We start from the raw sequence: 12759 nt of genomic DNA, 5'->3' as shown, positions 1-12759 counted from the left end.
CCAGCCAACCGAGCGTGATCGCGGCCAGGCCGTCGCCCATGGACAGGCCGAAGAGCACCTCGGGCGTCTCCCCACACGTGGCTTGCACGCGGAACAGCATCGGCAGCCACTCATCCAGGGGCGCCCACTGCGGGAACTGGGCGTAGAGGTTGCAGGCGCCCGCATCGGCGAAGCCGTAGTCGAGCGCCAGCAGCTTCCACACCACCCCGGCGAGGCCCAGGCTGAGGGCGATCTCACCCACCAGCACGGCGCGCACGGGCCAGCGCAGTGAGCGCACGAAAAGGCCAACCACCGCGAGCAAGCCGATGGCGGCGATCCACACCCGCGTGTACACGCACAGCTCACACGGGAAGTACATCAACGCTTCCTGGTAGTAGACCGCACCCGCCTCCAGCGCCACGCAGATCGCGATCACGGCTGCCCAGCTCTGCCAACGCTGCGCCAGGTGCCCGACGGCGTTCATCCACCCTGCCATCTGTCTTATGCCTCGATGAGAACCGCAGGCACTGTACTCAAGGCGGTGCGATGGAGGAAAGGGCTGTTGGGGGCGGCGCCCGACTCAAGGTCCCTGGTAGCGCAGGCGAACGGCGGCCCCGCCGCCGGCGGCGAGGGGCAAGCGAAGGATCTCACCCTGGCGGATCTCGCGGGATTCCACGGCGAGGGCCGTCGGGTTGTGCTCCCAGTGCGCGTCCGTGCCGTCGCGGTAGATCTGCGCGGTGTAGCGGGCGCCGTCCTCGAGGAAGTCCAGGCTCAGGCTGAGGGTGCGGGCATGCTCGTCGGTGAGCGCACCGATGAACCAGTCCTTGCCGCCGCGCTCGCGGCGGGCGGTGGCGATGTAGTCCCCCACGGCGCCTGCGAGGGTGATGCTCTGCTCCCAGTCCGTGGGCACGTCCTTGATGAACTGGAAGGCGTCCGGCCGAGCCTCGTAGTGCTGCGGCAGATCGGCGGCCATCTGGATCGGGCTGTACAGCACGACGTAGAGGGCGAGTTGTTTCGCCAGGGTGGTTTCGATGCGGCTGCGCGGATCCGGACGCGGCATCGACGGGTCGACCGGCGGGAGATCGTTCGGGCGCAGCTCGAAGATGCCAGGGGTGAAGTCCATGGGGCCGGACAGCATGCGCGTCCAGGGCAGGATCGCCGTGTGTTCCGGCGGGTTGGGCGGCAGGCCCCAGGCGTTGTACTCCTGCCCTCGCGCGCCCTCGCGGGCCAACCAATTCGGATAGGTGCGGCGCAGACCCGTGTCGCGGATCGGCTCGTGGGAGTTGATGGCGATGCGGTGCCGTGCCGCACTCTCCAACACGCGGATGTGGTGGCGGGACATGAACTGGCCGTTGTGCCACTCGTAGCGGGGCACGCCTCGCGCATCGATGCGTTTGATGTCGCCCGCATCGGCCACGTAGCCGGTCTTCACCTGGGCCACGCCCAGCTTCTCGTAGAGCTCGAAGGCGGCCTCGAGCTGCGCTTCGTAGTTGCTCACGTTGCCCGAGGTCTCGTGGTGGCCGATCAGCCTCACGCCGCGCTCGTGGCCGTAGCGGGTGACCGCTTCGATGTCGAAGTCCGGGTAGGGCTCGGTGAAGCTGAAGACATCGCCGTTGTGGTACCAATCGCCGTCCCAGCCGAGGTTCCAGCCCTCGATGAGCACGCCGTCGAAGCCGTGTTCGGCGGCGAAGTCGATGTAGCGCATCGCCTCTTGGGTGGTGGCGCCGTGGATGCCGTCGCGACCCCAGGTGCGGTCACGGATGTGCATCGCCCACCAGATGCCGATGTACTTGCCGGGCTTCACCCAGTCGCTGACATCACCGAGCTTGTTAGGTTCGTTGAGGTTGAGGATCAGGCTGGAGTCGATGAGGCTGGGCGCGTCCGGCGCGATCTGAATCGTGCGCCAGGGGCTCACGAAGGGCGTGTTCGCGCGCACCTTGATGCCGTCGTGCCAGGGGAAGAGCTCGGCTTCGAACTGACCCTCGCGCACCTGCTTCAGGTACATCCCCGCGTAGTCGATCAGCGCCGCCTCGTGGATGGAGAGGTGAACCCCATCGACGGTGCGCATGGTGATGGGGGTGTGGGCGCGGGACACTTCGCTCACGGGGGTGGTGCGGTAGAGGTATTCCTGGCGGTTGGGCAGGCCAGCCTCGATCCACCAGGCGGTGGCATCGCCGGGTACGCGGAACTCCGTGAGCTCATCGACGATCTGTGCGGAAGGCCCCACCGCCTCGGGTCCGACGAGATAGCGTAGGCCGATGCCGTCGTCGTAGGCGCGCACGCGCACGGCGAAGTGTCGCTGCGCGTCGGCCTCGCTCACGAAGCGTGCTGTGATTTCGGCGAACGCGTAGGGCACCAGGCGACGCTCGCCCCAGGGTTGCTCCCACTCGCCCTGCTCGGCGTGTCGGGTGATCTCGCCGAGGGCAAAGCCCTCGTCCAGGCCGGGGGCCTCGGCGAAGCGCAGACCGAGACGAGAGCGCGCCAGCAGCTCGCCACCCCGGTAGTGCACCGTGTAGGCGGGTTTGCCGTCGGTGGCCTCGAGCGTCACGACGATCTGGCCGTCGGGCGAGGTGACCACAGCGTGGTCCGCCGGGGCAGACGGTGTTGCCGAGTCCGCCTGCGCTCGGAGTGCGGGCGAGCCTGGCAGCAGCAGTAGTAGCAGGGACAACCGGGCGAGGGCGAAGCGAGGCAGCATCGGGAAGCTCCCTTGGCGAGGATCGAAGGTGGGCGGGCGGCGCAGCCAGGTCTTTCCCGTAGCTGGCGGTCATTACCCGGTCTTGGCGCTCCCGAAAATCATTGCAGTGTTTACAGATGGATTGCAAACTTGACGGTATCGACGCTCACTACGTTCTGGCGCTCTGCTTGCGGTGCAGCAAGATATGACGCAGCAGAATCGGTGATAATGCTGTTTTAGAAGGTATTTCGTTGCTGGTGCCGTCTAGCGGGGCCAGCTTCCTCAGAGATTCGCCGAAGGTTGCAAATTGATGAAAAGACTAGGGGCGGCGAGCTTGACGGCATCTCAGGTCGGCGCTGGTGGGGCAACTCGTGGGCGCCGTGCGCTGCCCCTGCTCGGTGTGGTGCTCACGGTCGCGTCGGCCGTGGCGATGGGCGATGGGCACGAGGGGGGGGCATGGGGCGAGCCCTCTCGCCGAGCGCCTGCCGCAAGACGAGGTGATCTACTTCCTCCTCCCCGACCGCTTCGATGACGCGGACGCGCGCAACAACCAGGGCGGGCTCAGCGGCGACGCCCTGCGCCACGGCTACGATCCCGCGCACAAGGGCTTCTACCACGGCGGGGATCTGGCCGGAGTCACCCGACGCCTCGACTACCTGGCCGGCCTCGGCGTCACCGCCATCTGGCTCGCCCCCGTCTATCGCAACCGGCCCGTGCAGGGGGCGCCGGGGCAGGAGTCCGCCGGCTACCACGGCTACTGGATCACGGACTTCACCGACGTCGATCCTCACTTCGGCTCGCGTGAGGCCCTGCGCGAGCTGGTGGACGCTGCCCACGCGCGCGAGATGAAGGTCTACGCCGACATCATCACCAACCACACGGCAGACGTGATCGCCTACCGCGAGTGCCACGATCCCGACTACCGCGGCGCCGACCGGATCGCGACGGGGCACTGCGCCTATCGCGCCCTGGCCGACTACCCCTACACCACCCGCGGCGACGCCCACGGTGCGCCCATCAACGAGGGCTTCATGGCCGATGGCCCCGAGTGGGCGAGCGACGAGCACTGGGCGCGCCTCACCCGCCCGGACTACGCCTACACGCCCTACGTGCCGGCGGACCAGCGCGGAGTGAAGCGCCCCGCGTGGTTGAACGACCTGCGCTACTACCACAACCGCGGCGAGACCACCTTCAAGGGCGAAAACTCCCGCTACGGCGATTTCGCCGGCCTGGACGATCTGATGACCGAACATCCGCGTGTGGTGCGCGGCTTCATCGAGGTCTACCAGCGGTGGATCAGCGATCTGCGCCTGGACGGGTTCCGCATCGACACCGCGCGCCACGTGGACGACGCCTTCTGGCAGGCCTTCAACCCCGCCATGCGCGCCCACGCCGCCACCCTCGGCATCGATGACTTCTATATCTTCGGCGAGGTGTACGACCCGGACCCGGCAACCCTGGCGCGCTTCACCCGCAGCGGGGGCTTTCCCACGGTGCTGGACTTCGCCTTCCAGCGCGCCGTGCAGGACGTGCTGGTGGACGGCCAGGCAACCCATCGCCTCACGCGCCTGTTCGCCGCCGACGCCCTGTACCGCGACGGGGCGCAGACCGCCGCCCAGCTACCGACCTTCCTCGGCAATCACGACATGGGGCGCTTCGCCGGCTTCCTGCGCCAGGGCCTTCCCGAGGCGGGTGAGGGCGAACTCGTCGGGCGCCTGGTAGCGGCGAATGCGCTCATGTTCTTCGCCCGTGGCGTGCCGGTGATCTACTATGGCGACGAGCAGGGCTTCGTGAGCGACGGCAACGACCAGGACGCCCGCGAGGACATGTTCCCGAGCCGGGTGGACATCTACAACGACAACGACCTGCTCGGCACCGAGCGCACGACGGCCGATGACAACTTCGATCCCCAGCACCCCCTCTACCGCGAACTCGCCCACATGGCGCGCCTGTACCACGCCCACGGGGCCCTGCGCCGGGGGCAGCAGGTGCTGCGCCTCACCGAACTCGACGGCGGTGTGGTGGCCCTCTCCCGTCGCCATGCCGGGGAGGAATACCTGGTGGCGGTGAACACGCGCGATGAGTCGCGGGAGGTGCGGGTGGTAGTGGGCCCCGAGTCGCGCGAGTGGCGGTCGGTGCACGGGGTGTGCCCGCACGCGGTGGACGCCACGGCGAGCCTGTCCCTTCGCCTCGCGCCCTTCGCGTATACGATTTGTGCGTCCGCGGCGGCCACGGGCGCGTCGCGATGAGTGAAGCGCAGCGCGAGCCGTGGTGGCGCGGCGCCGTCATCTACCAGGTCTACCCGCGTAGCTTTCGCGACGCCAACGGCGATGGCGTGGGCGATCTGCGCGGCTGCATCGACGGCATCGACTACATCGCATCGCTCGGTGTCGACGGCATTTGGCTATCGCCGTTCTTCACCTCCCCGATGCGCGATTTCGGTTACGACGTGGCCGACTACCGCGGCGTCGACCCGGTGTTCGGCACCCTCGAGGACTTCGACGAGCTGGTGGCCAAGGCCCACGCCTGCGGGCTGAAGGTCATCATCGATCAGGTGTACTCACACACCTCGGACGTGCACGCGTGGTTCACCCAGAGCCGCAGCAACCGCGACAACCCGCGGGCCGATTGGTACGTCTGGGCCGATCCCAAGGAGGACGGCACGCCGCCGAGCAACTGGCAGTCCGTGTTCGGCGGCAGCGCCTGGACCTGGGACAGTCGCCGGGGGCAGTACTACCTGCACAACTTCCTCGCGAGCCAACCCGACCTCAACCTGCACAACCCGCGGGTGCAGGATGCGGTGCTGGACGTGGCGCGCTTCTGGTTGGAGCGCGGTGTCGACGGCTTCCGCCTCGATGCCCTGAACTTCTCCATGCACGACCCGCAGCTGCGCGACAATCCGCCGGTGGATGCGGCGCGCCGCGCGCTCGCCCGTCGCCCCCACGATTTCCAGCAGCACCTGCGCAACCAGTCGCATCCGGACATCGTGAAGTTTCTGGAGCGTATCCGGGGCGTGCTCGACGACTACAACGGCGCCTTCAGCGTGGCCGAAGTGGGCGGGCCAGAGCCTCTGGGCGAGATGAAGGCCTTCACCGCCCATGGGCGGCGCCTGCACTCCGCCTACGGATTCGATTTTCTCTACGCCGAGGCGATCTCGCCGGCCCTGGTGCGCGACACCGCCGCTGCTTGGCCCGGTGAGGCGGGCGAAGGCTGGCCGTCCTGGGCCTTCTCCAACCACGACGCGCCGCGGGCGATCAGTCGCTGGTGTCCCCTCGATCCTGCCGTCGACACCGTGCGCTACGCCGAACTCATGCTGCTCCTGCTGTGCGCCCAGCGCGGTAACGTCTTCCTGTACCAGGGCGAAGAGCTTGGCCTGCCGACAGCGAACGTGCCCTTCGAGTACCTGCAGGACCCGGAGGCCATCGCCAACTGGCCGGCCACCCTGGGGCGCGACAGCGCCCGCACGCCGATGCCCTGGCAGGCCGAAGCGGCCCACGCGGGTTTTACGGATGGTGCGCCATGGCTGCCCATCGATCCGCGTCACGTCGCCCTGGCCATCGACCGTCAGGATCGGCCCGGCGCGGACAGCACCCTCAATTTCACCCGCCGCCTCCTGCGTGTGAGGGGCGACTCTGCCGCCCTGCGTCGGGGCAGCACGCACTTCATCGATACGGTGGCGGACGGCGCCCTGCTCGCGTTCATCCGCGAGTGTGAGGGGGAGCGCGTGCTGTGCCTGTTCAATCTCGATCCGACGACTGCCTACGAGTTGCCGATTGCGCCGGCGGGCTGGTCGGTGGAGGTGGCCGTCTCGGCCAAGGAGGGCGCGGGTCAGCGCGTCGAAGAGGGCGCTGCCCTACCGGCGTTTCTGCCGCCCGTGAGCGGCATCTTCGCTAAGCAAGTCGATTAGGCGCCGCAGCTCTCGCGCACGATGAGGTCCGTCGGCAGTCGCTCCGAGCGCACGGTGACGGCGTCCGGGGCGTCGCGTAGCTTCGAGACCAGCAGCCGACCGGCCTTGCGCGTGTCCTGGCGCACGGTGGTCAGGGCGGGGCTCGCGAAGCGCGCGAGGTAGAGATCGTCGTAGCCCACCACGGAGACGTCGTCGGGAACCCGCAGGCCGGCGCGCTGGATGGCCCGTGCGGCACCGACGGCGATCTGATCGCTGGCCGCGACGATGGCATCGAAGTCGACCTCCCGCGCCAGCATGCGATCGACGGCGCTCTCGGCGGACTCGATCTCGAAGTGCGTGGGAGACACCAATGCCTGATCGAAGGGCAGGTCAGCCTCCTCCAGGGCCTCGCGATAGCCGCGGTAGCGCTGGGAGATCTCCGGTGCTTCCACATCCCCGCAGAATGCGAGGCGCTTACGGCCGAGGCGCAGCAGGTGCGCCGCCGCGCGCCGGCCGCCGCGCAGGTTGTCGCTGCCGACAGAGCCGTAGCGTTGGCCCGGCAGCTCCGCGCCCCACACCACGAAGCGGTGCTCGTGGGTGGCGAGGCGGTTCAGGTGCTCGTGCATCGAGCTCTGGCCGAGGAAGATGATGCCGTCCGCACGATTGCTCGCCATTAGCGCGGCGAGCTCGTCGTAGTTGCGGGGCGAGGCTTGCGAGAGCAATAGGTCGCAGCCCGACTCGCGCGCGGCGTCGCCTATACCGCCGATCAGCTCCAGGTAGAACGGATCGTAGAGGCCCACCTCTCGCCCCTGGGGCGGCGGGATGACCACTGCGATCGTGGCCACGGCGCCGCTCGGCACCGCCGGCATGTGCGGGCGGAAGTGGTAGTTGTGGTTGCGCGCCAGGGTCCAGATGCGTCGCTTGGTGTTCTCGTTGACCGCGGGGCTGTCGTTCAGCGCCCGCGATACGGTCGCGATGGAGACGCCAGCGAGCTGCGCCAGGTCTTCCAGGCGAGTCACGGTGCCCGAGGGCGTGGAGGCGCTGCTGCTACTGCCGCCGTCGTTGGCGGTCACATTCTTATCGGTGGCTTTGCCGCTCATGCTGTCTGTACGTTGATCTCATTAGTCGTCTTGGAAGTTGCTCGCACGAACATGGTGGCGATGGCCGCGAGGAGCAGGGAGACACCGCCCACCACGATCGCAAGCACGGCACGCCCATCGAGGAAGTCGCGCAGGATCGGTCCCATCAGGCCGGCCACGGCGATCTGTGGCAGCACGATGAAGAAATTGAAGATGCCCATGTACACGCCCATCTTACGCGCCGGCAGGGCGTCGGAGAGGATGGCGTAGGGCATCGTGAGAATCGAGGACCAGGCGATGCCGATGCCGACCATGGAGAGGAACAGCCACGCCGGATCGCTGATCAGCAGGTAGGAGATGAGGCCGGCGCCGCCCGCACAGAGGCTGATCGCGTGGGCTGCGCGCTGGCCGATGCGGTTGGCGATCGTCGGTAGCACCAGGGAGTAGAGCGCGGCCACGGCGTTGTAGGTGGCGAAGAGCAGGCCGACGAGATCTGCCCCTTCGTTGTAGCCGGGCGCCGTCGCATCGGCGGCGCCGAAGTGGTGTGCCGTGATCGCGGGCGTCGTGTACACCCACATGGTGATCAGGGCGCCCCAGGTGAAGGTCTGCACCAGGGCGAGCTGGCGCATTACCCGAGGCATGGTGGTCAGGTCGTTCAGGATATGGCTGAAGAAGTTGTCGTCGCGGCCCGCGCGGCGAAGCTGGGCGTTGATGAGAAAGCCAGCGCCCGTGGCGGCGACGGCGATCCCTATCAGCAGCAGCTGGCGATCGGCTTCGAAGCTTGCGACCAGCGCGGTGATGGCTGTGCCGGCGACGGCGAAGGCGATCCCCGCTTTGACGAACCACGTCCACGGGTGCGGTTGGTCGAACACGTCCTCGTCGGATTGAAACTGACTTGGCGGTTCGCGGAACTTGGCCAGCTCCTGCGGCGAGTACTCTCGGGTGCTCACCACGGTCCACATGATGGACGCGAAGAGGAAGGCTGCGCCGATGAAAAAGGACAGGCGCACCGAGGCGGGCACCACGCCCTCCGGCGCCTCACTACTCACGCCGAGCAGATTGGTCAGCAGCCAGGGCGCGGCCGAGGCCAGCGTGGCGCCGACGCCAATGAACCAGGCCTGCATCGCGAACCCACGCGTGCGCTGCTCGCTCGGTAGCATGTCGCCGACGAAGGCGCGGAAGGGCTCCGTGGCGACGTTGAGCGAGGCGTCGAGGATCCACAGGGTGGCCGCCGCCACCCACAGGTAGGGCGAGAGCGGCATGATGAGCAGGGCGAGTGTGGTGAGGATGGCGCCGGCCAGGAAGTAGGGGCGGCGGCGGCCGAGGCGTGTCCAGGTGCGGTCGCTGAAATGGCCGATAATGGGCTGCACCAGCAGGCCCGTGAGGGGGCCGGCGAGCCACAGGATCGGTAAGGTCTCGATCGAGGCGCCCAGGGTTTGGAAGATCCTGCTGACGTTGGCGTTCTGCAGCGCGAACCCGATCTGGATCCCGAAGAAGCCGAAGGAGATGTTCCAGATCTGCCAGAAGCCGAGGGTGGGTTTGCGCATGCGTCAGTGCTCGCCAGAGTCTTGCAAGAATTTTCAATGAATGTTCGCTTACTGGGTCAGTGATGTCGAGTTTTCCTTGTTCTGCAGTGCGATTCCCTCGATCAAAATTTGCATTGAGATGTAAATCATGCGACATAGGCGGCCTGACCTGAGCCCCTTGGGAGAACGCTGTGGCCGCCACTGAATCATCGATGCCCGCCGGCGACGCGAGCCGCGAGGCCCAGCCCGGGTACATCGCCCTGATCTGTCTGGTGGCCACCATCGGCGGATTTCTCTTCGGCTTCGACAGTGGCGTGATCAACGGCACGGTCGATGGCCTGCGCGAGGCCTTCGCGTCGAAAGACATCGGCACCGGTTTTAACGTCTCGTCCATGCTGCTCGGCTGCGCGGTCGGTGCCTTCGCAGCGGGTCGTTTGGCCGATCGCTTCGGCCGGCGTTCCATCCTGCTGATGACCGCCGTGTGCTTCATCGTGAGTGCGTGGGGATCGGGGGCAGCCGGTTCTTCCCTCGTGTTCATCCTTTACCGCATCTTCGGCGGGCTGGCCGTCGGCGCGGCGAGTGTGCTCGCGCCGGCCTACATCTCCGAGGTGGCGCCGGCGCGTATTCGGGGTGGCCTGATCAGCCTTCAACAGATCATGATCATCATCGGGCTCACCGCGGCGTTTTTGAGTAACTACGCCCTCGCGCGTTTCGCCGGCGCCTCCACCGCTGAGCTGTGGTTGGGTTTCCGCGCTTGGCAGTGGATGTTCTGGGCCGAAATATTGCCTGCCACCGTCTTCCTGCTAGCCCTGCTGCTAATCCCTGAGAGCCCACGATATCTTGTGCTGAGAGGCGACCGTGACCAGGCTCGCCGTGTGTTATCGAAATTGTTCGGATCCCGGGAGGCGAGCAAGAAGGTCGAGGAGATCGCCGAGTCGCTCGCCCAAGATCACCATGCCCCCAGGATCGCGGACCTTATCGATCCAGCCACTCGTCGCGTGCGCAAGCTCGTGTGGGCGGGCATCGGGTTGGCGGCATTCCAACAGCTGGTCGGCATCAATGTGGTGTTCTACTACGGTGCCGTCCTTTGGCAGGCTGTCGGTTTTTCTGAGAGCGAGGCTCTGCTCAGCAACATCATCTCCGGCTCGGTGAGTATCGTCGCCTGTTTGCTGACGATCGCCGTGATCGATCGCATCGGGCGCAAGCCGCTGCTCTTAGGCGGATCTATCGGTATGGCCATCACCCTCGCTGGCGTCGCGATCGCCTTTGCGTCGGCCACCTTGGATGCCAACGACGAACTCGTGTTGAGTGACCAGATGGGACTGTTGGCGCTGCTCTCGGCCAATGCCTACGTGTTCATCTTCAACATGAGTTGGGGCCCGGTGATGTGGGTGATGCTCGGGGAGATGTTCCCGAATCAGATTCGCGGTTCGGCCCTGGCCGTGAGCGGCTTCGTGCAGTGGGGCACCAACTTCGCGATCAGCATGACCTTTCCCGTGATGCTGACGACGATCGGCCTGGTCGGTGCCTACGGCTTCTACTGCCTGTCCGCGGCGGTTTCCGCCGTGTTCGTCGTGCTGCTGGTGCGAGAGACCCGCGGGCGAGAACTGGAGGCCATGACCGGGTAGGCGTGACCCAGTCGGCGCCCCTGGGCGCGCACCTGCGAAGAAACTGCGACGCGGCGCATCCAGCGCCGCTGAGCGTGCTCCTACACTGGCAGCAATCTTGGCCCAGTGTGCTGGAGCGGGTGCGATGCAGGTAGCCGATATGATGACCGCCCGGGTGGTGAGCGTAGACCCCTACGATCGCCTGGAGGTGGTGCGCGAGATCTTCGCCAACGTGCGGTTTCGCCACCTGCTGGTGGTGGAAGAGCGCAAGCTGGTAGGCGTCCTTTCCGATCGGGACTATTTCAAGGCGATCAGCCCGACCTTGGGCATGGAGGCGGCCACCGCCGCCGACGCAGCCACCCTCGAGCCGCGAGTGCACCAGATCATGACCCGCAAGCTGATCACGGTGAGCGCGAACGCGCCCCTGCGCACCGTGGTGGACAAGTTCCTCAACAATCGCATCTCCTGCCTGCCGGTGGTAAACGGCGATCGCGAGCCGGAGGGGATCGTCAGCTGGCGGGACGTGATGAAGTTGCTGAAGTCTCGAGCCAAGGCCCTCGAGGCCTTCGCCTAAAGGCCTGCACCTGCCGCGACCCATTGATCGGTCGCCTCGGCCGACGCCCTCTGCGCAGATCGCGTTAGGCTCTGCGGGTCCTGGGGCCAGCGCACGGGCCCCGAAGCTTGAGGAGCCCGCGGTGACTACTCGATTTTCCCTGCCGAGCTTGTGTTCGGCGCTGTTCGTGCTCGCGTGCACGGCCTCCCCGGTACACGCGAATCCGCTGCCGGATTCGGTGACCTACGATCCGGCCGTACCCACCGGCAAGGCCGTGTTCGGCTTTGAGGTCGGCGAACGGCACATCAGCCACGACGAACTCCTGCGCTACTTCGAGGCGGTCGCCGCGGCTAGCGATCGCGTGCAACTAGTCGATATCGGCCGCACCCACGAGATGCGTCGGCAGGTGCTGGCGATCATCTCCACGCCGGAGAATCTGGCCCGCCTCGAAGCCCTGCGCATCGCCCACGTGGCCTACGCCGATGGAAACGGCGATGCGCCAGGGCCCCTGGTGACGTGGCTCGGCTACTCCGTGCACGGCAATGAGACCAGCGGCGCCCACGCCTCCACCTACACGGTTTACCACCTGGCGGCGGCACCCCTCGACGCGTTGGAGGTGGATCTGACCAACACCGTGGTGATCATCGAGCCGTCCATCAACCCGGACGGGATGCAACGCTTCACGAGCTGGGTCAACGCGCATCGAAGTCAGGTGGAGGCCACGGACCCCAACCACCGCGAGCACCGCGAAGCGTGGCCTAACGGGCGGACTAACCACTACTGGTTCGACCTCAACCGCGACTGGCTCCTGCTGCAGCACCCCGAGTCGCGCTCGCGCATCGAGTGGTACCAGCGCTGGTTGCCCCACGTGGTGGGCGATTACCACGAGATGGGAACGTCGGCCACGTACTTCTTTCAGCCGGGCATCCCCTCTCGCAACAACCCGCGCACGCCGGCCCGTGCCTTCGAGCTAACCGCAGAGATCGCCAAGTTCCACGCCAAGGCGCTGGATGCCTTCGCGCAACCGTACTTCACCGAGGAGTCCTTCGACGACTTCTACTACGGCAAGGGCTCGACCTACCCGGACCTGCAGGGGAGCATCGGCATCCTCTTCGAGCAGGCGAGCCCCCGCGGCTTGGCGCAGCGCTCGGCGAACGGCAAGGTCACCCTGAACCAGGCGATCCGCAACCAATTCGCCACGTCGCTGTCGCTGCTCGCCGGCGCGCAGGCGCAGCGCGAGGCCCTGGCTGCGCACCAACGCACGGCCCGGCGCGACGCCCTGGCCGCCGGCAAGGCCGCCGGCGGCGGTTGGGTGTTCTCCACGCCACGCGATCCCGAGCGCTCCCAGTCCCTCGCGCGCTTGCTGGCGGGCCACGACGTGCAGGTGTTTCGCCAGGCGCAGGCGCCGGAACACGCTTTCCTGGTGCCGTCGGAGCAGATCCGCTTCCCCCTGGT

9 protein-coding genes are annotated in these 12759 nt (G+C 67.0%); 5 read left to right on the top strand and 4 right to left on the bottom strand.

Going from position 1 to position 12759, the window contains the following annotated elements; all coding sequences use genetic code 11:
- The coding region (locus tag AAF184_21545) for a disulfide bond formation protein B (protein ID MEO0424934.1) at positions 1-463 on the bottom strand (463 nt) is incomplete at its 3' end.
- 96 nt (positions 464-559) lie between these two features.
- Entirely contained in the window at positions 560-2674 is a 2115-nt protein-coding gene (locus AAF184_21540; GenBank protein MEO0424933.1) for a glycoside hydrolase family 97 protein, read from the bottom strand.
- Between the two features lie 416 nt (positions 2675-3090).
- Between AAF184_21540 and AAF184_21535 the strand changes: the two genes are divergently transcribed.
- Both AAF184_21535 and AAF184_21530 read left to right on the top strand, forming a co-directional pair.
- Positions 3091-4902, top strand: a complete 1812-nt coding sequence (locus tag AAF184_21535) for an alpha-amylase family glycosyl hydrolase (GenBank protein ID MEO0424932.1) — start codon at positions 3091-3093, stop codon at positions 4900-4902.
- Entirely contained in the window at positions 4899-6560 is a 1662-nt protein-coding gene (locus AAF184_21530) for an alpha-glucosidase (GenBank protein MEO0424931.1), read from the top strand. Before AAF184_21535 ends, AAF184_21530 begins: the two co-directional genes overlap by 4 nt.
- Here the strand turns inward: AAF184_21530 and AAF184_21525 are convergent.
- Both AAF184_21525 and AAF184_21520 read right to left on the bottom strand, forming a co-directional pair.
- Entirely contained in the window at positions 6557-7639 is a 1083-nt protein-coding gene (locus tag AAF184_21525; GenBank protein MEO0424930.1) for a LacI family DNA-binding transcriptional regulator, read from the bottom strand. The genes AAF184_21530 and AAF184_21525 overlap by 4 nt on opposite strands.
- Positions 7636-9165 carry an MFS transporter gene (locus AAF184_21520; protein ID MEO0424929.1) on the bottom strand — a complete coding sequence of 510 codons (1530 nt, stop codon included), beginning with the start codon at positions 9163-9165 and terminating at the stop codon, positions 7636-7638. Before AAF184_21520 ends, AAF184_21525 begins: the two co-directional genes overlap by 4 nt.
- Before the next feature lie 191 nt (positions 9166-9356).
- Here AAF184_21520 and AAF184_21515 point away from each other — a divergent pair, with 191 nt between their 5' ends.
- The 3 genes from AAF184_21515 to AAF184_21505 form a co-directional block, all read left to right on the top strand.
- The gene (locus AAF184_21515) at positions 9357-10772 is read left to right on the top strand and encodes a sugar porter family MFS transporter (protein ID MEO0424928.1); all 1416 of its coding nucleotides are present in this window, start codon (positions 9357-9359) and stop codon (positions 10770-10772) included.
- Positions 10773-10896: 124 nt separating this feature from the next.
- Positions 10897-11325, top strand: coding sequence for a CBS domain-containing protein (locus AAF184_21510; protein ID MEO0424927.1), 429 nt, complete (start codon positions 10897-10899; stop codon positions 11323-11325).
- Positions 11326-11446: 121 nt separating this feature from the next.
- Positions 11447-12759: M14 family zinc carboxypeptidase (locus AAF184_21505; GenBank protein ID MEO0424926.1), on the top strand; the 1313-nt coding region annotated here is incomplete at its 3' end.

This window comes from Pseudomonadota bacterium (genome assembly GCA_039815145.1).
GTDB lineage: Bacteria > Pseudomonadota > Gammaproteobacteria > Steroidobacterales > JBCBZW01 > JBCBZW01.
This window is presented reverse-complemented; position numbering and strand designations above follow the sequence as displayed.

What these genes read in the sequence shown, in the direction of transcription:
- AAF184_21525 (MEO0424930.1), bottom strand. Translation starts at nt 7,639, where the DNA reads ATGAGCGGCAAAGCCACCGATAAGAATGTGACCGCCAACGACGGCGGC.
- AAF184_21540 (MEO0424933.1), bottom strand. Translation starts at nt 2,674, where the DNA reads ATGCTGCCTCGCTTCGCCCTCGCCCGGTTGTCCCTGCTACTACTGCTG.
- AAF184_21515 (MEO0424928.1), top strand. Translation starts at nt 9,357, where the DNA reads ATGCCCGCCGGCGACGCGAGCCGCGAGGCCCAGCCCGGGTACATCGCC.
- AAF184_21510 (MEO0424927.1), top strand. Translation starts at nt 10,897, where the DNA reads ATGCAGGTAGCCGATATGATGACCGCCCGGGTGGTGAGCGTAGACCCC.
- AAF184_21535 (MEO0424932.1), top strand. Translation starts at nt 3,091, where the DNA reads ATGGGCACGAGGGGGGGGCATGGGGCGAGCCCTCTCGCCGAGCGCCTG.
- AAF184_21530 (MEO0424931.1), top strand. Translation starts at nt 4,899, where the DNA reads ATGAGTGAAGCGCAGCGCGAGCCGTGGTGGCGCGGCGCCGTCATCTAC.
- AAF184_21520 (MEO0424929.1), bottom strand. Translation starts at nt 9,165, where the DNA reads ATGCGCAAACCCACCCTCGGCTTCTGGCAGATCTGGAACATCTCCTTC.